This window comes from Muribacter muris, from assembly GCF_001038205.1.
Taxonomy (GTDB): domain Bacteria; phylum Pseudomonadota; class Gammaproteobacteria; order Enterobacterales; family Pasteurellaceae; genus Muribacter; species Muribacter muris.
Genome location: NZ_JWIZ01000023.1, coordinates 71122 through 95054, shown reverse-complemented (window position 1 = coordinate 95054; position 23933 = coordinate 71122). Strand labels below are relative to the sequence as shown.

At 46.7% G+C, this 23933-nt stretch carries 17 protein-coding genes and 1 tRNA gene; 14 read left to right on the top strand and 4 right to left on the bottom strand.

The window, feature by feature from the left end; genetic code table 11:
* Window positions 1-63: 63 nt before the first annotated feature.
* A complete protein-coding gene (locus tag RO21_RS04530; protein WP_047976604.1) occupies window positions 64-1029 on the bottom strand; it encodes an asparaginase in 966 nt (321 codons plus the stop codon).
* A gap of 162 nt (window positions 1030-1191) precedes the next feature.
* Complete coding sequence (gene purE, locus RO21_RS04525) at window positions 1192-1686, bottom strand: 5-(carboxyamino)imidazole ribonucleotide mutase (protein ID WP_047976603.1); 495 nt, start codon at window positions 1684-1686, stop codon at window positions 1192-1194.
* 380 nt (window positions 1687-2066) lie between these two features.
* On the opposite strand from purE, the gene aceE reads away from it, so the two are divergent.
* The 3 genes from aceE to lpdA all read left to right on the top strand — a co-directional run bounded on the left by aceE (window position 2067) and on the right by lpdA (window position 8245).
* Window positions 2067-4724: a pyruvate dehydrogenase (acetyl-transferring), homodimeric type gene (gene aceE, locus RO21_RS04520; RefSeq protein WP_047976602.1), complete on the top strand. Its 2658-nt coding sequence runs from the start codon at window positions 2067-2069 to the stop codon at window positions 4722-4724.
* Window positions 4725-4780: 56 nt separating this feature from the next.
* On the top strand, window positions 4781-6679 hold the full coding sequence (gene aceF / locus RO21_RS04515) for a pyruvate dehydrogenase complex dihydrolipoyllysine-residue acetyltransferase (RefSeq protein WP_047976601.1): 1899 nt from the start codon (window positions 4781-4783) through the stop codon (window positions 6677-6679).
* 141 nt (window positions 6680-6820) lie between these two features.
* Window positions 6821-8245, top strand: a complete 1425-nt coding sequence (gene lpdA, locus RO21_RS04510; RefSeq protein ID WP_047976600.1) for a dihydrolipoyl dehydrogenase — start codon at window positions 6821-6823, stop codon at window positions 8243-8245.
* A gap of 35 nt (window positions 8246-8280) precedes the next feature.
* Here lpdA and RO21_RS04505 read toward each other — a convergent pair whose 3' ends face one another.
* Together RO21_RS04505 and glnS are read right to left on the bottom strand one after the other, a co-directional pair.
* Window positions 8281-8691: a hypothetical protein gene (locus RO21_RS04505; RefSeq protein WP_047976599.1), complete on the bottom strand. Its 411-nt coding sequence runs from the start codon at window positions 8689-8691 to the stop codon at window positions 8281-8283.
* Between the two features lie 38 nt (window positions 8692-8729).
* The gene (gene glnS / locus RO21_RS04500; protein ID WP_047976598.1) at window positions 8730-10403 is read right to left on the bottom strand and encodes a glutamine--tRNA ligase; all 1674 of its coding nucleotides are present in this window, start codon (window positions 10401-10403) and stop codon (window positions 8730-8732) included.
* Window positions 10404-10593: 190 nt separating this feature from the next.
* On the opposite strand from glnS, the gene glpX reads away from it, so the two are divergent.
* From glpX to RO21_RS04445, 11 genes are all read left to right on the top strand, one after another.
* On the top strand, window positions 10594-11613 hold the full coding sequence (gene glpX, locus RO21_RS04495; RefSeq protein WP_047976597.1) for a class II fructose-bisphosphatase: 1020 nt from the start codon (window positions 10594-10596) through the stop codon (window positions 11611-11613).
* 78 nt (window positions 11614-11691) lie between these two features.
* Window positions 11692-11768 (top strand) — tRNA-Met (locus RO21_RS04490).
* A gap of 194 nt (window positions 11769-11962) precedes the next feature.
* The gene (gene rimP, locus RO21_RS04485) at window positions 11963-12424 is read left to right on the top strand and encodes a ribosome maturation factor RimP (RefSeq protein ID WP_047976641.1); all 462 of its coding nucleotides are present in this window, start codon (window positions 11963-11965) and stop codon (window positions 12422-12424) included.
* A 13-nt stretch (window positions 12425-12437) separates the two neighbouring features.
* Window positions 12438-13964 carry a transcription termination factor NusA gene (gene nusA, locus RO21_RS04480; protein ID WP_047976596.1) on the top strand — a complete coding sequence of 509 codons (1527 nt, stop codon included), beginning with the start codon at window positions 12438-12440 and terminating at the stop codon, window positions 13962-13964.
* 19 nt (window positions 13965-13983) lie between these two features.
* Window positions 13984-16572, top strand: coding sequence for a translation initiation factor IF-2 (gene infB / locus RO21_RS04475; RefSeq protein ID WP_047976595.1), 2589 nt, complete (start codon window positions 13984-13986; stop codon window positions 16570-16572).
* A gap of 559 nt (window positions 16573-17131) precedes the next feature.
* Window positions 17132-18226, top strand: coding sequence for a [citrate (pro-3S)-lyase] ligase (gene citC, locus RO21_RS04470; RefSeq protein ID WP_084724245.1), 1095 nt, complete (start codon window positions 17132-17134; stop codon window positions 18224-18226).
* Between the two features lie 33 nt (window positions 18227-18259).
* Window positions 18260-18547, top strand: a complete 288-nt coding sequence (gene citD, locus RO21_RS04465; RefSeq protein ID WP_047976594.1) for a citrate lyase acyl carrier protein — start codon at window positions 18260-18262, stop codon at window positions 18545-18547.
* Window positions 18544-19419, top strand: a complete 876-nt coding sequence (gene citE / locus RO21_RS04460; protein ID WP_173425295.1) for a citrate (pro-3S)-lyase subunit beta — start codon at window positions 18544-18546, stop codon at window positions 19417-19419. The genes citD and citE overlap by 4 nt, the downstream gene beginning before the upstream one ends.
* 5 nt (window positions 19420-19424) lie before the next feature.
* On the top strand, window positions 19425-20936 hold the full coding sequence (citF, locus tag RO21_RS04455) for a citrate lyase subunit alpha (RefSeq protein ID WP_047976592.1): 1512 nt from the start codon (window positions 19425-19427) through the stop codon (window positions 20934-20936).
* 15 nt (window positions 20937-20951) lie between these two features.
* Complete coding sequence (gene citG / locus RO21_RS04450) at window positions 20952-22343, top strand: triphosphoribosyl-dephospho-CoA synthase CitG (protein ID WP_047976591.1); 1392 nt, start codon at window positions 20952-20954, stop codon at window positions 22341-22343.
* Between the two features lie 10 nt (window positions 22344-22353).
* Window positions 22354-23805, top strand: a complete 1452-nt coding sequence (locus tag RO21_RS04445) for an anion permease (RefSeq protein WP_047976590.1) — start codon at window positions 22354-22356, stop codon at window positions 23803-23805.
* The last annotated feature ends 128 nt before the right edge of the window (window positions 23806-23933 follow it).

Genomic DNA, 23933 nt, shown 5'->3' with positions numbered 1-23933 from the left:
AGCAATTTTAGCTTTGGCGATATAATGTCGTAAATTTTGCTACGAAACTGACCGCCTGTTCGGTTAAAAATAATCGGCTAACGGTTTATTGAGCTGCTGATTAAGCAGCACTAAGAGTTTAATGCGGGCTTTTTGACCGCTTAAACCGGTAGTAAAAATCACACCTTGTTGCTTGAGCTGCTTACCGCCGCCGAGGTAGTCATACACATCTTGGGTTACGCCGTTAAACGCACGGGAAACTAACACCACCGGAATATTGGCATTTAAGAGCGCTGCCACGCCGGCTAGGCAGGTTGGCGGTAAATTGCCCGCCCCGAGTGCTTCAATTACCACACCGTCGCATTGGCTCAACGCCAACTGCTCAAGCAGGAAACTGTCCATTCCGACATAGGCTTTGACTAACTGAACGTTGGCTTTTTCGATTTTAGCGATCGGGTAGCGTTCATATTGGTCAAGATGCTGAAAATAAATGACCCGATTTTTTGCCACCAAACCGCAAGGACCGAAGGTCGGCGTTTGAAAGGTCGCCACATTGGTGGTATGGGTTTTGGTAACAAATTTAGCATTATGGATTTCATCATTCATTACCACCATCACACCTTTGCCTTGGCTTTCGGGGCTGAGTGCGACCAAAATCGCACTTTGCAGGTTGATCAACCCGTCTGCACCTAATTCATTACTGGAACGCATCGCCCCGGTCAGCACCACCGGCACATCAACATTCAAGGCAAGATCCAGGAAATAAGCGGTTTCCTCTAAGGTATCTGTACCGTGCGTAATCACTACGCCGTCAAAGCCTTGCTCGTTTACGCCTTTTTCAATACGGGCTTTGAGTAGCTGCCAATGGCTTTGGGTGATATGGGGGGACGGTACGTTAAGCAACGCCTCTTGATAAAGCTCGGCAGGGTGGCTAAGTTTTTCAAGGGCGGCGAGCAACGGATTTTTGGCTGAAGGCGACACTTTGCCGTCTTCGCCTTCGCTCATAGAAATTGTGCCGCCGGTATGTAAAATAAGCAGTTTTTTATTCATATTGCTGAAATGTGAAGTTACAAGCGGGCAGTTCCAAGCCATTTTTTACGAAATGCTGTCGCAGTGGGATAAACCTCTACGCATTAGCGATGACATATCTGTATTTATACATCATCGCATTTAATTGCACACTATCCGTTGCAACTGACCGCTTGTCGCAAGTTAATCACGGGGATCGGGATTATCTAATACGCTTTGCGTTTGTGCTTGACGGAACTGGTGAAGCTTTTGCGCTAATTCCGGCTGAAATGCCGCTAAAATCTGAGCTGCCAATAAGCCTGCATTTGCCGCTCCCGCCGGCCCGATTGCCAGTGTGCCGACCGGAATGCCTTTCGGCATTTGGACAATCGAGTAGAGGCTGTCCACACCGCTCAGCATTGAACTTTTTACCGGTACGCCCAGCACCGGTACGATCGTTTTGGCGGCAATCATTCCCGGTAAGTGCGCCGCACCGCCTGCGCCGGCGATAATCACTTTATAGCCGTTTTTTTCGGCATTTTCAGCAAACGAAAAGAGTTTATCGGGGGTACGATGTGCAGATACCACTTCCGTATGATAGGGTAAACCAAATTGTTCAAGGATATTTACCGCTTCGGACATTGTTGCCCAGTCGCTTTTTGACCCCATTACAATTGCAATTTCAGGTTTTGTTGTCATTTTTTAACCTTTCAGGTATGTTCGAAAAAATCGGTTGAAAGCATAGCATAAAAGGCAAACGGTTGCTTTAAAAAATTATGTGAGCCGATTAACATTTCTATTGGGGAAAAATGGACAAAAAAGGCGGTTTTTGTTATCTTGCCACTTAAATTTATCTACAAATTTTCAACATTTTTGAAGGTTTGGGTAAAAGCCTTTAAAAATCAATTAGATAAAATGAAACTTTAGATAAGGATAGAGATGAGATATTTGTCCTTTCATCGTTTTTTTGATCTAAAACAAGGTATGCAAACCTGTTTGTGTTTAAAGTTTCAGCGGTTGGCAAAATTATTTACAATTTTGTAATGTTTTATTCACTCATAAAAGTAAAGGAAAAAGCTATGTCAGAAATTTTACGTAATGATGTAGATCCAATCGAAACTAACGATTGGTTGCTTTCAATTGATTCATTAATTCGTGAAGAGGGCGTAGAAAGAGCGCAATACATTATTGAGCAAGTGATGCAGCAAGCTCGCGGTCAAGGTGTTGCAGTTCAATCAGGCACTACAACAGATTATGTAAATACGATTTCTGTTGCCGAACAACCGGCATATCCGGGCGATTTAAATCTTGAACGCCGTATCCGTTCGGCTGTACGTTGGAATGCAATTGCAGCGGTATTGCGTAGCCAGAAAAAAGATTTAGATTTGGGCGGTCATATTTCAACCTACCAATCCGCAGCGACAATGTATGAAGTGTGCTTCAACCATTTCTTCAAAGCGGCAACCGAGAAAAACGGCGGTGATTTAGTCTTTTTCCAAGGCCACGCAGCACCGGGTATGTACGGTCGTGCTTATTTGGAGGGTCGTATTACCGAAGAGCAAATGGATAATTTCCGCCAAGAAGTACACGGTAAAGGGATCTCATCTTACCCTCACCCAAAATTGATGCCGGAATTTTGGCAGTTCTCAACCGTTTCAATGGGGTTAGGACCGGTAAATGCCATTTATCAAGCCCGCTTCTTGAAATACTTAGAGCATCGTGGCTTAAAAGATACTTCAGATCAAAAAGTCTATGCGTTCTTAGGGGACGGCGAAATGGACGAGATCGAATCCAAAGGGGCATTATCCTTTGCCGGCCGTGAGAAATTAAACAACCTCATTTTTACTATCAGTTGTAACCTACAACGTTTAGACGGGCCGGTAAACGGTAACGGTAAGATCGTTCAAGAGCTTGAAGGCTTGTTTAACGGTGCGGGTTGGGAAGTCATCAAAGTATTGTGGAGCAGCAAATGGGATAAACTCTTTGCGAAAGACACAACGGGCAAATTAACCCAGTTGATGATGGAAGTGGTGGACGGTGATTACCTCACCTTCAAATCGAAAGACGGTGCTTATGTGCGCGAACACTTCTTTGGTCGTTATCCTGAAACGGCGGCATTAGTTGCGGATATGACGGATGATGAAATTTGGGCGTTGAGCCGTGGCGGTCACGATCCGATGAAAATGTATGCGGCATACGCAAGAGCGCAAAAATCCGATAAACCGGTGGTGATCTTAGCGCAAATGGTGAAAGGTTATAAAATTCCGGAAGCGGAAAGTAAAAATACGGCTCACCAATCGAAAAAAATGTCAATCGAAAGCCTAAAAGGTTTCCGTGATTACTTTGAATTGCCATTGACGGACGAGCAAGTTGAGAATTTAGAATACGTTAAATTCCCTGAAGGCAGCCCTGAATACAATTATTTACACGGTCAGCGTAAAGCTTTAAACGGTTATTTACCTGCACGTTCACCAAAATTCACTACTGAATATCAAGTGCCTGCATTATCTGAATTTAGTGCATTATTAGAGGCTCAACCACGTGGTATTTCAACCACAATGGCATTCACCCGTGTTTTAAATACCTTATTAAAAGATAAAAATATCGGCAAAACCATTGTACCGATTATTGCGGACGAAGCCCGTACGTTCGGTATGGAAGGTTTATTCCGTCAAATCGGGATTTATAACCCGTTCGGTCAAAACTATGTGCCGTCAGATCGTGATTTAGTGGCTTACTACCGTGAAGCGAAAGACGGTCAAGTGCTACAAGAAGGGATCAATGAATTGGGTGCAACGGCATCTTGGGTTGCGGCGGCAACATCTTATTCTGTAAACAACCAGCCGATGATTCCGTTCTTCATCTACTACTCAATGTTTGGTTTCCAACGTGTAGGCGATATGATGTGGTTAGCTGGCGACCAATTAGCCCGTGGCTTTATGATCGGCGGTACGTCGGGTCGTACAACCCTCAACGGTGAAGGGTTACAACACGAAGACGGACACAGCCATATTCAAGCAGGGGTTATTCCAAACTGTGTTACTTTCGATCCGGCATTTGCCTTTGAAGTGGCAGTGATTGTACAAGACGGTATTGAGCGTATGTACGGTGAGAAACAAGAAGACGTATTCTACTATATCACCACATTGAACGAAATCTACGATCAACCGGCAATGCCTGAAGGGGCGGAAGAAGGTATCCGTAAAGGTATCTATAAATTTGAAACCGTAGAAGGTAAAGGTAAAGGCGCAGTACAGCTATTAAGTTCAGGGGCGATTATGCGTCATGTGCGTGAAGCGGCGCAAATCCTTGCGAACGACTACGGCATTACGTCCGATGTATATAGTGTAACATCATTCAACGAAGTGGCGCGTGATGGTGCGGATGTTGCCCGTTGGAACTTATTACACCCGACCGAAACGCCGAAAGTGCCTTATGTTGCACAAGTAATGAACGGTAATCCGGTAGTGGCTGCGACAGACTATATGAAACTCTACGCCGATCAAATCCGTGCGTTCTTACCAACCACAAACTACCACGTGTTAGGTACAGACGGCTTCGGTCGTTCAGACAGCCGTGCCAACTTGCGTGAGCACTTTGAGGTAGATGCCCGTTATGTTGTGGTGGCAGCCTTAGCGCAGTTAGCAAAAGAGGGTACGGTTGAAACCAAAGTGGTCGCAGAAGCCATTGCGAAATTCGGCTTAAATGTAGATCGCATCAACCCATTATACGCATAATTAAAATCCCCCTTACCCCTTTGGCAACAGAGGGGTAACTTACAGAGGAAAACAAAATGTCAAAACAAATTCAAGTGCCGGATATTGGCAGCGATGAAGTTACCGTAACCGAAGTAATGGTGAAAGTGGGCGACACCATTACTGTTGATCAATCTATTATCAATGTCGAAGGCGATAAAGCCTCAATGGAAGTGCCAGCACCGGAAGCGGGCGTGGTTAAAGAAATTTTAGTGAATGTTGGTGATAAAGTCTCTACCGGTTCACCAATGTTGGTATTAGACGCAGAAGGAGTGGCTCCTGCTCCGGTAGCTGAAGCGGCACAGCCGCAAGCGGTTGCTTCTGCACCAAGTTCTGCAACTGCCGTTGTTGATGTGAACGTGCCGGATATTGGTAGCGATGAAGTCAATGTAACCGAAATTATGGTGAAAGTGGGCGATAAAGTTGAGGTTGACCAGTCGATCATCAATGTCGAAGGTGATAAAGCATCAATGGAAGTGCCTGCGCCAATTGCCGGAGTGGTAAAAGAGATTTTAATCAATGTCGGCGATAAAGTGGCGACCGGTAAATTGATTATGAAATTTGAAGTGGCGGGCGCAACACCTGCAGCGGCAGAGGTGGCAACATCGGCAGTAGCGGCTTCAGCGCCTGCGGCTGCTTCCGTACAAGATGTGAATGTACCGGATATCGGCGGTGATGAAGTTAATGTAACCGAAATTATGGTGAAAGTAGGCGATAAGGTTGAAGTTGATCAATCAATCATCAATGTCGAAGGTGATAAAGCGTCAATGGAAGTGCCAGCACCAATCGCCGGTGTGGTAAAAGAGATTTTAATCAATGTTGGCGATAAAGTTACGACCGGTAAATTGATTATGAAATTTGAAGTGGCGGGAGCGGCACCGGCTGTAACTGCGTCAGCGCCTGCTACCGAAGCAGCACCGGCTCAGACTGCAGCACCTGCACCAGCGGGTAATGTGTCCGGCTTAAGCCAAGATCAAGTTACCGCAAGTGCGACCTATGCCCACGCAACACCGGTTATTCGCCGCCTAGCCCGTGAATTTGGGGTAAACCTTGATAAAGTAAAAGGTTCTGGCCGTAAAGGGCGTATTGTTAAAGAAGATATTCAAGCCTATGTGAAAAATGCGGTACAGGTGTTTGAGGAAGTGAAATCCGGCAAAGCACCGGCAGGTTCAGGTGTGGCAAATGGCGCAGGCTTAGGCTTGTTACCGTGGCCGAAAGTCGATTTCAGCAAATTTGGTGAAACCGAAGAAGTCGAGTTAGGTCGTATCCAGAAAATTTCCGGTGCGAACTTGCATCGTAACTGGGTAATGATCCCGCACGTTACCCAATGGGATAAAGCCGATATTACCGCGCTTGAGCAATTCCGTAAGGATCAAAACGCACTACTGGAAAAAACCAAACAAGATGTTAAGGTAACGCCGTTAGTCTTCATTATGAAAGCGGTGGCGAAAGCGTTAGAAGAGTTCCCACGTTTCAACAGCTCATTGTCTGAAGACGGTCAGCGTTTAACCTTGAAAAAATACGTCAATATCGGCGTTGCGGTCGATACACCGAACGGCTTAGTCGTGCCGGTATTTAAAAATGTGAACAAAAAAGGCATTATCGAACTTTCCCGTGAATTATCGGAAATTTCGAAAAAAGCCCGTGCGGGTAAATTAACCGCATCGGATATGCAAGGCGGTTGTTTCACCATTTCCAGCCTCGGCGGTATCGGCGGTACACACTTTACGCCGATTGTAAATGCACCGGAAGTGGCTATCTTAGGTGTGTCTAAGTCTGAAATGACACCGGTGTGGAACGGTAAAGAATTTACCCCTCGCTTAATGTTACCATTATCACTTTCTTACGATCACCGTGTGATTGATGGGGCAGACGGGGCAAGATTTATTACCTACATCAACGGGGTACTTTCGGATATTCGCCGTTTAGTAATGTAATCGCAAGCGGTGGGATACTTGCAAATTTTTGCAAAAATCTCACCGCTTATTGTTAATTCTGTGATCTCTATCTCGTTATCAGAATGTTAAAAATGCTAAAATGGCAACGTTTAAACGAGATGAATTCTTCCAGAGGTAAAAATGAGCAAAGAAATTAAAACCCAAGTGGTTGTACTTGGTGCCGGCCCGGCAGGTTATTCAGCGGCATTTCGTTGTGCCGATTTAGGCTTAGAAACGGTTCTTGTTGAGCGTTATTCTACTCTTGGCGGCGTATGCTTGAACGTGGGTTGTATCCCGTCAAAAGCATTGCTACACGTGGCGAAAATCATCGAAGAAGCCAAACACGCCGAGCATAACGGTATTACATTTGGCGAGCCTAAAATTGATTTAGACAAAGTGCGTGCCGGTAAAGAAGCGGTGGTGGCAAAATTAACCGGTGGATTAGCCGGTATGGCAAAAGCCCGCAAAGTAACTGTGGTGGAAGGTCTAGCGGCATTTACCGATCCGCACACCTTAGTTGCCCGTGATCGTGATGGTAATCCGACCACAATCAAATTTGACAATGCGATTATTGCGGCAGGTTCTCGACCAATCCAATTGCCGTTTATTCCGCACGAAGATCCGCGTATTTGGGATTCAACCGATGCGTTAAAACTAAAAGAAGTACCGAAAAAATTACTCATTATGGGCGGCGGTATTATCGGGCTTGAAATGGGAACAGTTTACGAAGCATTAGGTTCGGAAGTGGAAGTGGTTGAAATGTTTGACCAAGTAATTCCTGCTGCGGATAAAGATGTCGTTCAAATCTTCACAAAACTCATTGAGAAAAAATTCAAATTAATGCTTGAAACAAAAGTTACCGCCGTTGAAGCGAAAGACGATGGTATCTATGTTTCAATGGAAGGCAAAGCCTGTAACGATACAAAACGTTATGACGCTGTGTTAGTGGCGATTGGCCGTGTGCCTAACGGCAAATTGCTTGATGCGGGCAAAGCGGGCGTTGAAGTGGATGAGCGTGGCTTTATCAATGTCGATAAGCAAATGCGTACCAATGTTCCGCACATTTTTGCGATCGGCGATATTGTCGGTCAGCCGATGTTAGCGCATAAAGGTGTTCACGAAGGACACGTTGCGGCGGAAGTGATTGCGGGTAAAAAACACTATTTCGATCCGAAAGTGATCCCATCTATCGCCTATACAGAGCCGGAAGTGGCGTGGGTCGGTAAAACCGAGAAAGAGTGTAAGCAAGAAGGCTTAAACTACGAAGTGGCGAAGTTCCCTTGGGCAGCATCAGGTCGTGCGATTGCTTCCGAATGTGCGGACGGTATGACGAAGTTAATCTTCGATAAAGATACTCACCGTATTCTCGGCGGGGCGATTGTCGGTACAAACGGCGGTGAATTGCTCGGTGAAATCGGCTTGGCGATTGAAATGGGCTGCGATGCGGAAGACATTGCTCTGACGATTCACGCTCACCCGACCTTGCACGAGTCGGTCGGTTTAGCGGCGGAAGTATTTGAAGGCTCAATCACCGATTTACCAAATCCAAAAGCGAAGAAAAAATAATTCTACGCTACTAAAAAGGCTACCTTAGGGTAGCCTTATTTTTTATCTCTTAATGCTTTTATCCTCTCTTGCCTCTTTTTCTCTGTTTTATATTTCTGCTCTTCATTCAATTTTTGTTGATATTGGCGCTCTTTATAGCGGATAAACGCTTTTATTTGTTGTTCTCTTTCCGCTTTTTTCTTACCTAATGCATTGATTAAAGGAGCATAGTCGGGATCTCTATACCAGAATCTGTTCCGAAAAATATGTGCTTCTGCTTTAAGTGGTGGCAGATTGCTTGCCCAAAAAACGAAAAATGGTCCTAAGCCAAAGGGAAATAAGGCGGCAAAAGAGAGTAGCCATTTGAACCATAACCGTTCGTCAGAATGCCAAATTGTCCAAAAAGAGAAAAGGACAGAAGGAATCAGTAAATAGTAAAGTAAATCGGATTGTTGCATTGTAGTCATAAAAAACCTCCCAAAAGGGAGGATTTTGTCTTAAGAAATTAGAACGCCACGCTTTCTTTTAAGCTGACGGTGAGATTAAACACAAGGTTATCCGCAGAGCCGTCTTTGCTATCCAAACAGAAATAGCCTTCACGCTCAAACTGGTAACCTTGTTCGGCTTTTGCATTGGCAAGGCTGACTTCCACAAAACCGTGCTTCACCACTAAGGAATTTGGATTGACAACCGCATAAATATCTTCTTCTGCGCCCGGATTTGCCACCGTGAACAGGCGATCGTAGAGGCGAAATTCCGCCGGCTTGTTGTGTGAGGCGGAAACCCAATGAATGACGCCTTTCACCTTGCGACCGTCCGCCGGATTTTTGCCTAAGGTCTCCGGATCGTATGTGCAGAAAATGGTGGTGATCCGACCACTTGCATCTTTTTCCACCCGCTCGGCTTTAATCACATAAGCATTGCGTAGGCGAACTTCTTTACCTAACACTAAGCGTTTATATTGTTTGTTGGCTTCTTCACGGAAATCGGCTTCATCAATATAAAGTTCACGGGTAAACGGCAGTTGGCGTGTGCCGAGTTCTTCACGGTTAGGGTGATTTGGTGCGTTGAGCCATTCTTCGCCTTGGAAGTTTTCAATTACGACTTTTACCGGATTGATAACCGCCATTGCCCGTGGTGCGTTAGTGTTGAGGTCATCACGAATACAGGCTTCAAGCGCACTGTATTCCACCACATTATCCTGTTTAGTTACCCCGATTCTGCGGGCAAACTCACGTAAGGAGGAAGGGGTATAACCGCGGCGGCGTAAGCCGGAAATGGTCGGCATACGCGGGTCGTTCCAACCGTCCACAATACCGTCTTGTACTAATTTTAACAGTTTACGTTTAGAGGTGAGTGTGCCTTCTAAATTGAGGCGTGAAAATTCATACTGATGCGGCAGCGGGCGTTCAATGCTGATATTTTCCAACACCCAGTCGTATAAACGGCGGTTATCTTGGAACTCAAGGGTGCAGAGCGAGTGGGTGATCCGCTCGATCGCATCGGAAATACAGTGGGTAAAATCGTACATCGGGTAGATGCACCATTTATCGCCGGTTTGGTGGTGGCTGGCAAATTTAATCCGATATAAGACCGGATCGCGCATTACCATAAACGGCGATGCCATATCAATTTTAGCTCGCAGACTGGCTTTGCCTTCCGCAAATTCACCGTTTTTCATTTTCTCAAATAACGCCAAATTTTCTTCCACACTGCGATCACGATAAGGGCTGTTTTTGCCGGCTTCGGTTAATGTGCCGCGGTATTCGCGCATCTCTTCCGGCGAGAGTTCGTCCACATAGGCCAAGCCTTTTTTGATTAACTCAATCGCATAGCCGTAAAGTTGGTCAAAATAGTCGGAGGCATAGCGCAATTCTGCCCATTTAAACCCAAGCCATTCCACATCTTGTTTAATGGATTCAACATATTCCACATCTTCTTTGACCGGATTGGTATCATCAAACCGTAAATTACATAACCCTTGGTAATCTTCCGCAATGCCAAAATTTAAGCAGATGGATTTTGCGTGGCCAATGTGTAAATAGCCGTTCGGTTCAGGCGGGAAACGGGTATAAACGTTTTGGTGTTTTCCGGTAGCTAAATCTTCATCAATAATATGGGTAATAAAGTTGGCACGCATATCGGCGTGTTCAGGGGTCAATATCTCTGAATTGCTCATAGGGATTCCATTATCAGTAAAAATAACTCGCTATTCTACACGGTATTCGGCTTAACTTCAAAAGGTTAGCCGTACGATCACATTGACGAGATAAGGTTTAGGCAATACAATGCCGTCCCGCACACTGCTTGCCGAGACAAGCGGTTAGTTTATCCTGAATTTTTGCAACTCACCTCAAAAGGAAGCCAATATGAAACGATCCCTCTCCATTGAATTTTCTCGTGTTACTGAAGCCGCCGCACTTGCCGCTTTTGCTTGGCTGGGCAGAGGCAATAAAAATGCTGCCGATGATGCCGCCGTTAAGGCAATGCGTTTTCTGCTCAATCAAATGGAAATTCAAGGGGAAGTCGTGATTGGCGAAGGGGAAATTGACCAAGCGCCGATGCTTTACATTGGCGAGAAAATCGGACTATTCCGCCCTGAAGATGAAGAAGTCAGTATTGCCGTTGATCCGATTGACGGCACACGAATGACGGCAATGGGGCAGGCAAATGCGCTGTCCGTATTGGCTGCGGGCGGTAAAAACACCTTTTTACAAGCCCCCTATATGTATATGGAAAAATTGGTGGTCGGCAATGAAGCGAAAGGAATGATCGATCTCAATTTGCCGATTGAGCAAAACCTGCGTCGTGTCGCATCGAAAAAGGGCAAATTGCTGTCGCAACTGACAGTTGCAGTATTGGATAAACCCCGTCATCACGCCGTGATCGCTGAAATGCAACAGTTAGGGGTCAGAGTAATGGCAATTCCCGATGGCGATGTGGCAGCCGCGGTGCAATGTTGTTTACCGGAAGGCGATTTAGATCTGCTCTATGGCATTGGCGGTGCGCCGGAAGGGGTCATTGCAGCGGCTGCCGTAAGAGCGTTAGGCGGCGATATGCAGGCTCGTTTAATCCCTCGCAATCAGGTAAAAGGCAATACGCTGGAGAATTTTGCATTCGCCGAAAAAGAGATTGCCCGCTGTGAAGCCTTAAATGTGCCGATCAATACCGTCTTAACATTGGAAGATCTGGTACGGGACGATAATCTCGTCTTTTCGGCAACGGGCATTACCACCGGCGATTTGCTCAAAGGTATTCAGCGTAAAGGCAACCTTGCGACAACGGAAACCTTGTTGATTCGGGGACGTTCCCGCACGATTCGTAAAATCCAATCTTCCCACTATCTCGATCGCAAAGACGCGGATTTATATCAGTTGATAAATGCTTAAAAAGACAGCAACTGTGATCTAAATCACAAAAAACAGTTGCATACTTTTTTTTTAGTCTTTATAATGCACCACATCAGACGCGGGGTGGAGCAGCTTGGTAGCTCGTCGGGCTCATAACCCGAAGGTCGTTGGTTCAAATCCGGCCCCCGCAACCAGTTTTAAGGCTCATCGTTCTGTTTAGGACGGTGAGTTTTGTTTTATCCGATTTTCTTTTTGCGGAAAATTGCATAAAACAAACCGCTTGAAAGCCTCAACTGTGTTTGGGGCTTTTTTGTGGCTCATAGTCAGCTTTGTTGTTTTAAGAGGACTTTTAAAGTCCTTTTTTTATATCTGTTAAATGGAGGTTTGCTTGGCAACTTTAGAACAAAAATTACAAACTCTGGTACAAGATTCCATTGACGCAATGGGATTTGAGCTAGTAGGGATTGAATGTCAGCGTGCCGGTCGTTTTATGACGGTTCGCCTTTATATTGATAAAGAAGGCGGCGTAACCATTGAGGATTGTAGTGATGTCAGCCGTCAGGTCAGTGCTATTTTTGATGTCGAAGATCCGATTGCGGATAAATATAATCTTGAGGTGTCATCACCGGGGTTAGATCGCCCGCTATTTACATTGGCGCACTATCAACGCTTTATCGGGCGTGAAGTGGTAATTCATTTACGCCTACCGATGTTTGATCGTCGCAAATGGCAAGGGGAGCTAGTCAGCGTTGAAGGGGAGTTTATCAGCCTCAATGTCGAAGGCAACGTGCAAACCTTTGCTTTTAGTAACATTCAAAAAGCTAATTTAATTCCAGTTTTTAATTTCTAAGGATATTAAACGAATGAGTAAAGAGATTTTATTAGCCGCTGAAGCGGTATCAAATGAAAAATTATTGCCGAAAGAAGCGATTTTTGAAGCACTCGAAACCGCACTTGCCATTTCAACCAAAAAGCGTGCAGCGGCGGATCGGGAAGATCGCAAAGTCAGCAGCGGCATTGATATTGATGTGCGAGTGGTGATAGACCGTAAAACCGGTGAATTTACCACCTTCCGCCGCTGGTTAGTGGTGGAGAAAGTGAATAGCCACACCCGCGAAATTACGTTGGAAGCGGCGCAATTTGAAGATCCGAATATTCAACTCGGTGATTTTATTGAAGATGAAATTGAGTCCATTGCGTTCGACCGTATTACAATGCAAACGGCTCGTCAAGTCATCAGCACGAAAATTCGTGAAGCCGAACGTAATAAAATGATCGATGAGTTTCGCTCGGAAGAAGGCAAAATTGTTACAGCGACAGTGAAAAAAGTCTCCCGTGAAAGTATTATTTTAGAATTAGCCGGCAAGAGTGAAATTAAAGCGGAAGCGGTGATTTACCGTGAAGATATGTTGCCGCGCGAGAATTTCCGTCCGGGCGACCGCGTGCGCGGCGTGTTATACCAAATTAAGCCGGAATCAAAAGGGGCGCAATTATTCGTTACCCGTGCGAAGCCGGTGATGTTGGAAGAGTTGTTCAAATTGGAAGTGCCGGAAATCGGGGAAGAACTGATTGAAATCAAAGGCGCAGCACGTGATCCGGGTTCAAGAGCCAAAATTGCGGTGAAAAGCAACGATAAACGTATCGATCCCGTTGGCGCGTGCGTGGGTATGCGGGGCGCTCGTGTACAAGCGATCAGTAATGAATTAGGCGGCGAGCGGGTTGATATTGTATTGTGGGACGATAATCCGGCACAATTTGTGATCAATGCAATGGCACCGGCGGACGTGAGTTCGATTGTAGTCGATGAAGATAATCACTCAATGGATCTAGCGGTGGAAGCGACAGCCCTTGCTCAAGCGATCGGGCGTAACGGTCAAAACGTACGCTTGGCAACCCAATTAACCGGTTGGACATTAAATGTAATGACCACCGAAGAACTGGAGAAAAAACATCAAGCCGAAGATAACAAAGTGATCAATTTATTCATCAACAGCTTAGAAATTGATGAAGAATTTGCACAATTACTGATTGATGAAGGCTTTACCAGCCTTGAAGAGTTGGCATATGTGCCAATGGATGAATTGACGGCGATTGACGGCTTAGAAGACGAAGATTTAGTCGAAGAACTGCAAACCCGTGCGAAAAATGTATTGACCGCACAGGCGTTAGCTGAAGAAGAAGCCTTAAAACAGGCGGATATTGAAGAGCAATTATTAAACCTTGAAGGAATGGATCGCCACATCGCCTTCAAACTTGCCGAAAAACAGATTACTACCCTTGAAGAGCTTGCAGAACAAGGGGTGGACGACTTAGCCGATATTGAAGAACTGAGTGCGGAAAAAGCCGGTGAATTGATTATGGCGGCACGTCAAATCTGTTGGTTTAGTTAAGCAGTAGGGAGAACAGAGAATGAGTGATAACGAAATTAAATTAGATGCGCCGAAAAAGCTCAGTTTGCAGCGTCGTACCAAAACAACGGTGAGCGGCACAACCGCGGGCGGTAAAGCGAAAGCGGTGCAGGTTGAAGTGCGTAAATCCCGCAAAGTCGATACGGAAGCCGCTAAAAGAGCAGCGGAAGAAGCTAAATTAAAAGCTAAAGCAGAGGCGGAAGCAAAAGAGAGAGCGGAAAAAGAAGCCGCAGAGAAAGCCGCTCAAGCGGAAGCTGAGGCAAAAGCGAAAGCCGAAGCCGAAAAACAGGCACAACAAGCGGTCGAATCAGCGAAGAAAATTGCACCGCCGGTAATGCCGAATAAAGCGAAAACCGACAAACCGAAAGCAGACGCGGCTAAACCTGCGGTGAAAGTGGAAAAAGTCGTGGATGCGGAAAAAGAGGCGAAGAAAAAAGAAGAGGCCGAATTACGCCGTAAACAAGACGAATTGGCTCGCCAAAAAGCCGAAATGGACGCAAAACGTGCCGCAGAAAATGCCCGCCGTTTAGCTGAAATTGAGCGTGAGGAAAGCCAATCGTACAGTGATGATTTCGAAGATGACCGCTTTACCTCCAGTTATGCCCGTGAAGCAGAGCGTGATTCCGAACGGCGCAGCGAAGGCAACCGTAGTCGCAGTAGCAAACCGGCGGTAGCCAAAGCGAAAAAAGGCGGCAGAGATGAAGAGAGCGGCAGCAAAAACGAACGCCAGTCTGATCGCCGTAATCAAAAAGATTTGAAAGGTAAGGGCAAGCATAAATCAGGCAAAAAAGGCAGTGCATTACAGCAAGGCTTTACCAAACCCGCCGCACCGGTCAGCCGTGATGTCGTGATTGGGGAAACCATTACCGTTGCCGATTTGGCAAATAAAATGGCAGTGAAAGCAACTGAAATCATCAAAACAATGATGAAGATGGGCGAAATGGTAACGATCAACCAAGTGATCGACCAAGAAACTGCACAACTGGTTGCCGAAGAAATGGGGCATAAAGTTATTCTGCGTAAAGAGAACGAGTTAGAAGAAGCGGTATTGGGCGATCGTGATACCGATGCGGAAAAAGTAACCCGTGCGCCGGTGGTAACGATTATGGGGCACGTTGACCACGGTAAAACCTCCTTACTCGACTATATCCGTAAAGCGAAAGTGGCGGCAGGCGAAGCGGGCGGGATTACCCAGCATATCGGTGCTTACCACGTTGAAACCGATGACGGTAAGATGATTACCTTCTTGGATACGCCGGGACACGCCGCCTTTACCTCAATGCGTGCCCGTGGTGCGAAAGCAACGGATATCGTGGTGCTGGTAGTCGCAGCCGATGACGGTGTAATGCCGCAAACCATTGAAGCGATTCAACACGCCAAAGCGGCAAATGTGCCGTTAGTGGTAGCGGTAAATAAAATTGATAAACCGGAAGCGAATCCGGATCGGGTTGAAACAGAATTGTTACAACACGATGTGGTGGCAGAAAAATTTGGTGGTGAAGCACAATTTGTTTACGTTTCGGCGAAAAAAGGGACGGGCGTTGATGAGCTATTAGACGCTATTCTGTTGCAATCGGAAGTCTTAGAGCTTACCGCAGTGAAAGAAGGAATGGCAACCGGCGTAGTGATTGAATCTTACCTCGACAAAGGTCGTGGCCCGGTTGCGACAATCTTGGTGCAATCCGGTACGCTGAATAAAGGCGATATTGTTTTATGCGGCTTTGAGTACGGTCGTGTGCGTGCAATGCGTGATGAAAACGGCAAAGAGATCGAGTCTGCCGGCCCGTCTATTCCGGTCGAAGTGTTAGGCTTATCCGGTGTACCGGCTGCCGGTGATGAAGCAACTGTTGTGCGTGATGAGAAAAAAGCCCGTGAGGTTGCCCTTTATCGCCAAGGTAAATTCCGTGAAGTGAAATTGGCACGTCAGCAAAAAGCGAAATTGGAAAATATGTTTACCAATATGGCAGAGGGCGATGTCGCAGAATTGAACGTAATCGTGAAAGCGGACGTTCAAGGCTCGGTGGAAGCGATTGTTCAAGCGTTACACGAACTCTCAACGGACGAAGTCAAAGTCAAAGTAGTTGGTTCAGGCGTAGGCGGAATTACCGAAACCGATGCGACCCTTGCCGCAGCCTCCAATGCGATTGTGGTCGGCTTTAACGTGCGTGCCGATGCCTCTGCCCGCCGCATCATTGAAAATGAAAATATTGATCTGCGTTATTATTCCATTATTTATGAACTGCTTAACGAGATCAAAGCGGCAATGAGCGGTATGTTACAGCCTGAATTTAAACAAGAAATTATCGGCTTGGCAGAAGTGCGTGATGTATTCCGTCATCCGAAATTTGGTGCAATCGCCGGTTGTATGGTTACCGAAGGCTTGGTGAAACGGAATAATCCAATCCGTGTATTACGTGACAACGTAGTGATTTTTGAGGGTGAACTCGAATCGCTACGCCGCTTTAAAGATGACGTAGGCGAAGTGCGTAACGGTATGGAATGCGGTATCGGTGTGAAAAACTACAACGATGTCAAAGTCGGCGACCAAATCGAAGTCTTTGAAGTGGTGGAAATCAAACGCACGATCTAGTTCTGTGTAGTAATGTAAATAAGGCGAGCCTTTTGGGGTTCGCCTTTTTTATTGCCAAAATCTCCCCCAACCCCTCTTTTTCAAAGAGGGGAGTTTACTTTTTCCTAAAGACTAATCCTCTCTTTCGTAAAGAGGGAGGATCAAGTCCCCCTTTGAAAAAGGGGGATTTAGGGAGATTACAAAAATCAGGGACAGGCGAGATTTTAAAATCCAATTCAATAAAACGGACAGTAGTTATAAATAGCTGGAGCAAAAACACTAAAAAACAATGCTGTTTTTGGAGTGATGTAAAGAGGGCGGTTCGCCCTCTTTTTTTATGCTAAAACAAGCGGGCTGTTCAGTGCTATTTTTTGCAAATTAACCGTTGTTATCATTAAAAAGTAAGAGAAAGGTTATGATTTTTATCAACTTTTTTGTTGGAGTAACAGTAGCATAACATTTGGGTGAAAGGATTTTGATCTGCATCAAATAAGGCGAATTTGTTCAAAATTTCGGGTGAAAATTCAGTAAAATAGGCTTGGAATTTATAATTATTTTGTTTTTAAAAATTATTCAAACGATGTATTTTGAACGTATTTTTGCGCATAATCGTACACATTTAACGGCGATTGAAGCCTTTCTCTCGGAAAATCAATTAAGCCTCGACACTCAAATCGAAGTGTTTGTGGTGACGTATAATCATCAAGATCAGATCATTGCCTGCGGCGGTTTAGCCGGCAATATTATCAAATGTGTGGCGATTGCGCCGGCTTGCCGTGGTGAAGGCGTTGCCCTGACCCTTGCCACTGAGTTAATCAATCTCGCCTATGAATTAGAGCGACCAAATCTGTTTATTTACACCAAACCTGAATACGAAGCCTTATTTAAAGCGTGCGGTTTTTATACGATTGCCGATGCTCGTCCGAATGTGGTATTGCTTGAGAACAGTGCAAATCGTTTAAAAAAACAGTGCAAAAAATGGCGGGCAATGGCGGTGAAAGGTGAGAAAATCGGCGCAATTGTGATGAATGCCAACCCGTTTACCCTTGGGCATCGCTATTTAATCGAACAAGCACTTGCACAGTGCGATCATCTGCATTTATTTGTGGTGGGCGAAAATGCCTCCCAACTCTCTTATCAAGACCGCTTTGATCTCGTGAAACAGGGCATCAGTGATCTCTCCCGTATTACCTTGCATCAAGGCTCGGACTATATTATTTCCCGTGCGACTTTTCCTCACTATTTTTTAAAAGATAAAGGCTTGGCGGACGATCTCTATTTGGAATTGGATCTCAAAATTTTCCGCCAATACATTGCCCCCGCATTAAATATTACCCACCGTTTTGTCGGCACAGAGCCGTTATGTCAGGTAACGGCGGCGTATAACCACAAAATGCACCAATGGCTCGACAGTGGCAAGTTATCTAGCCCTAAAATTCAAGTGGTGGAATTGGCTCGTAAGCAGTACCAAGATCAGCCGATTTCCGCCTCAAAAGTGCGGAAATTGTGGGGGGAGCAGAATTGGTCGGAGCTTGCCCATTATGTATTGGAAAGTACCTTCCGCTACCTTGAACAAAATGCGCCGTCATTGGCAAGCAAAGGGTATCAAATGCAGAAATTCTGCCCTCGCTTGCGTGAAATGGCTGCCCGCAGCGGACACCATCTTCCCCAATAAACCCCTTTCTATTTTGAGCGATAAAGGAAACTTATGAAGATTAGCAAAATTGCATTAGCCGGCACATTGGAGTCGAGCGATGCACTGGTGCGTATCGCACCGGCAGACAGTGTTGAAATTGAAATCAACAGTTCGGTAGGCAAACAGTTTGGTGATGCGATTATCGCCACCGTGCAAGCGGTGCTTTCCGAGCTAAATATTACCAAAGTGCAAGTAAATATTGAGGACAAAGGCGCACTCGACTGCGTACTGCGGGCAAGACTAAAAGCGGCACTGTTACGGGCAAGCGACGAAGCGGTCGAATGGGAGAAAATGCTATGAAATTAAGACGCAGTATGTTGTTTGTGCCGGGTTCAAATGCGGCGATGATCAGCAACAGTTTTATCTACCAACCCGATGCGATTATGTTCGATTTGGAAGATGCGGTGGCGTTGAAGGAAAAAGATAGCGCCAGAATGTTGGTCGCACACGCACTGCAACACCCGCTTTATCAGGCAATGGAAACGGTTGTGCGGGTCAATCCCCTTGATTCCGAATTTGGCTTAGCCGATCTCAATGCGGTTGTGCGTGCTGGTGTCGATGTGGTGAGAATGCCGAAAACCGATACGGCAGATGACGTGATCGCAATGGATAACGCCATTACCGAGATTGAACAACGCTGTGGGCGGGCAATCGGTAGCACCAAATTACTGGCAGCGATCGAATCCCCTCTCGGCATTACGCAGGCAAACCAAATTGCGTTTGCCTCGCCACGCTTAATCGGCATTGCATTAGGGGCGGAAGATTATGTGCGTAATCTCAAAACCGAACGCTCGGCGGACGGTATTGAGTTACTGTTTGCCCGTTGCAGCATTTTACAAGCAGCACGAGCCGCCGGCATTCAAGCCTTCGATACCGTATATTCCAACGCCAATAGTGAAGAGGGCTTTTTGCAAGAGGCTCGCTTGATCAAACAACTCGGTTTTGACGGTAAGTCGTTAATTAACCCACGCCAGATCGAGCTGATCCACAATTTATTTGCCCCGACTCAAAAAGAGGTTGACCACGCCCTCAAAATCATCAATGCGGCACAAGTGGCAGAGGAACAAGGCTTAGGGGTAGTCTCTTTAAACGGCAAAATGATTGATGCCCCGATTATTGAACGGGCAAGATTAGTATTGGAACGGTCAAAATCCGGTATTCGTGAGGAGTAACAGAAATGAAAACGAGAGAACAACGCATCGCGGATTTTGCAAAAAACGGTACGGATCTCACCGCTTACCAAGCAGTCCCGAAAGCCGAAGCACTATTGAAAACCCGAAAAGATCGCAAATTGTGCCAAACTTTAGAGGAAGCGATAACCCGAAGCGGTTTGAAAGACGGAATGACCGTGTCTTTCCACCACGCATTCCGTGGCGGCGATTTTATCGTCAATATGGTGATGGCGAAAATTGCCGAAATGGGCTTTAAGGATTTGATTTTAGCGTCCAGCTCCCTGATCGATACCCACGCGCCGTTGATTGAACATATCAAAAACGGTGTGGTGCGCAAAATCTATTCGTCAGGATTACGAGGTGAACTTGCCGATGAAATTTCTAAAGGATTGATGAGCGAACCGGTGAATATCCATTCCCACGGCGGGCGGGTGCATTTAGTCAAAAGCGGTGAAATCAAAATTGACGTTGCGTTTTTAGGCGTGCCGGCGTGCGATGAATTTGGTAATGCCAACGGTTTTAGCGGCAAAAGCAAATGCGGTTCGCTCGGCTATGCCAAAGTGAATGCCGAGTTTGCCGACAAAGTGGTGCTATTGACGGAAGAGTTGGTTGCCTATCCACACCACCCAGCCAGTATTGCACAGGATCAGGTCGATCTGATCGTGCAGGTCGAGCAAGTGGGCGACCCGAAAAAAATTGGCGGCGGGGCAACCCGAATGACGACTAACCCTCGTGAATTATTGATCGCCCGCAAAGCCGCCGATGTAATTTTTGCCTCCGGCTACTTTAAAGACGGCTTTTCATTGCAAACCGGCTCAGGCGGTGCAGCGCTGGCGGTAACGCGTTTTCTTGAAGATAAAATGCGTGCTAAAAATATCACTGCCTCATTTGCGTTAGGCGGCATCACCGCCAGTATGGTGGCATTGCACGAAGCGGGGCTTATCAAAAAACTGATTGATGTGCAGAGTTTCGACAAAGATGCAGCGGAATCGCTGGAACGCAATCCGAATCACCTTGAAGTGTCGGCAAACCAATATGCTAATTTCAGCTCGAAAGGCGCATCGGTCGAGCGTTTGGACGTAGTGATTTTAAGTGCGTTAGAAATCGATACCCAATTTAACGTCAATGTGCTGACAGGTTCGGACGGCGTTATCCGTGGTGCATCGGGCGGGCATTGTGATACGGCGGCATCGGCGCAGGTGGCGATTATCGTTGCGCCACTGGTGCGGGGACGGATTCCAACCGTGGTGGACAATGTGATTACCTGCGTAACACCGGGCGAAAATATTGATGTGCTGGTTACGGATCACGGCGTGGCGGTTAATCCGAAACGACCGGATTTAATTGAGGCACTGACCCAAGCGAATATTCCCCTGTTCACCATCGAACAATTATGTGAACGGGCATATCAACTGACCGGTAAGCCGAAACCGATCGCCTTTACCGACAGACCGGTGGCAGTGGTGCGTTATCGGGACGGTTCAATCATTGATACAGTTTACCAAGTGGCAGAGTAGCGGACGGCAAGCGGTATGATCTCGGCAGATTTTTGCAAAACCGTTTCGCTGGCGGGAGCAACCGTCAGCCTTGACGCGTTACTTGCCGCCCGTGAGCAGAGGGCAGCGTTGCAGCAGCAATGCATTGCGGATTTCCGTCTGCCCGTATTGTCGGTAACGTTACTGGCAGTCGGCGCAGTGAAGAAAAACGGCTTGCTTGATACGATTTTTGCACACTGTTTGCAGGAATTAACCGCTTGTTTCGCCAAGCTAGGCGTTACGCCACGAGCCGAATTTATCCGCCCGCTGACCACAGGACACGAAGCGTTATTTGTTCTGCCTATCGCCGCCGATACACTCAAGCAGGCGATGATGATGTTGGAAGCACGTTCGCCGCTGAGTCGCCTATGGGATCTGGACGTATTTGACGAACAGGGCAGACTATTGAGCCGTAGCGACTTTGGCGGTTCGCCCCGCCGTTGTTTAGTCTGCGAGCGAGATGCCAAGATCTGTGCCAGAGAGCGAACCCATTCTACCGAGGCGATTTTAGCGGAAATGCAGAAACGGGTATTGGCGGAAACTATTGCCGATTTAGCCCGCCAAGCCTTGCTGGACGAAGTTTACCTGACCCCAAAGCCGGGCTTGGTTGATCGCCGAAATAACGGCTCGCACCGTGATATGAACGTGCAAACATTCGAGCGGAGCGCCGAAGCCCTTCGCCCCTATTTTGCCGACTGTGTTCGGATCGGCTTGGATCGTCTCGATCTCCCACCGTTGCAACTTTTCGCGACAATCCGACCGCTTGGGCAACAAGCCGAGCAGGCAATGTGGCGGGCAACGGGCGGGGTGAACACCCATAAAGGCGCTATTTTTGCATTCGGCTTAGTCTGTACGGCACTAGGGCGTTTACTCGGGCAAGGTCATTACTGTGCGGAGAATTGGCTGACGCAGTTATGCGATGGTGTGGCAGAGATGACGAAGGGCGTTTGTCGAGAATTGGAGATGACGGCTGAAAATCAGCCGCTTACCGCAGGGATGCGACTTTTTCGGCAATTCGGATTAACCGGCGCACGAGGTGAAGCGGAAAAGGGTTTTCCACTCGTGCGGCAGGCTTGGACATTTTGGCAAAATTTACCGAACATTGACGATGAACACCGTTTGCGGCTAACGCTGCTATTTCTGATGGCTCACAACCAAGATACCAACGTAGTGCACCGTGGCGGTTTAGCTGGCTTGACCTTTGTGCAACAGCAAGCGCAGCAGATTTTAGCCGATACTCAACGGCAGGATAAAGAGACTCTCATTGCAAAATTAACGGCATTCGATACCGCTTGCATTCAGCGGAATTTAAGCAGCGGCGGCAGTGCGGATCTGCTCGGTTTAACTTGGTTTTTTATTTTATTGGACAGAATTTTATTCACTTTTTAGAGGTTATTTTATGGCTTTATCGAAAGTCCAAAAATTAGCGATACTGGTTGCCATTCCGGTGATCGTGTTTTTATTGCCGGCACCAGAGGGGCTTTCTCTGATTGCGTGGCGTTTATTCGGTTTATATTTAGCGACCATTGTGGGATTGGTGCTGAAACCCTACGGTGAGCCGGTGATTTTATTAGCAGCGGTGGCAGCTTCGGCGGCGGTAATCGGCAATACGGACGGGGCGACCACATTGGTGAAAGTCAGCCAAACCTTAGCCGGTTATCAATCCGGTACAACTTGGCTAATCTTTACCGCCTTTACGTTAAGTTCCGCTTTTGTGATTACCGGATTAGGCAAACGGATTGCTTACCATATGATTGCGGCAATGGGCAGTACGACCTTACGTTTAGGTTATGTTACGATGTTTTTGGATCTGCTGTTATCGCCGGCAACGCCGTCTAATACGGCCCGTGCAGGGGGAATCGTGTTCCCGATTATCAACAGTGTAGCGGTGGCATTGGGGTCTGATCCGGAACAAAGCCCAAAAAAAGCAGGGCGCTATTTGCTATTGAATGTGTATATGGTGGTGAAAACCACGAGTTACATTTTCCTCACCGCAATGGCACCGAATGCGTTGGCGTTATCGCTAATGGCACCGATTTTGGGCTTTAATCTCAACTGGGTACAGTGGTTTTTAGCCGCCTCTGTGCCGGGGTTACTCTGCTTATTTTTAATTCCGCTCGTCTGCTACTTCATCTGCCCGCCGGAAATGAAAACCGTTGATAACAAAGAGATAGCCCGCAAAGGCTTGGAAGAACTTGGGCCGATGACCTTCCGTGAAAAAGCGTTAGCCGTGTTGTTCGTGGTTGCATTACTATGCTGGATTTTTGCTGACGTGTTGAATGTGAATGCAACTACCGTGGCGTTAGCGATAATGGTGCTGTGCATTGTGTTAAACATTGTCTCTTGGGACGATGTCCGCAAAAATAAAGCCGGCTGGGATACACTGATTTGGTACGGCGGGATCATCGGAATGTCGGGGATTTTAGATAAAGCCGGCTTCTTCAAATGGTTGGCTGATGTATTGGGACAAGCGTTAAATTTCGGCGATCACGGCAATATTGCCTTATTAGCAATTTTGGTGGCAAGTGTCGCAGTGCGTTACTTATTTGCTTCTGGCGGCGCTTATGTGGCAGCGATGGTGCCGGTATTTGCAACTGTCGGTAAAGTAACCGGTGCGCCTGTCGAACTGCTGGCACTAGGACTGCTATTCTCTAATTCCTACGGTGGCTCGGTAACGCACTATGGCGGCGGCCCCGGCCCTATTACCTTTGGTGCAGGCTATAACGACATCAAATCGTGGTGGACAGCCGGCGCAATCGTTGCCTTCGGCAGCTTGATTATCCACTGCACATTAGGCATTGTTTGGTGGGAATTACTCTTTAGCCTTGATTGGCTACCGCTCGCCAAATAACAGATTAAAGGTTGAAAGGCACACTTGGTGTGCCTTTTTATTATGCAAAAAAATTTTATTAAATTTAAAGAAAAGTGATTGGAAAATAGACGGGCTTTCAGTATGATTTGGTTGCTTTAGTATCTTGG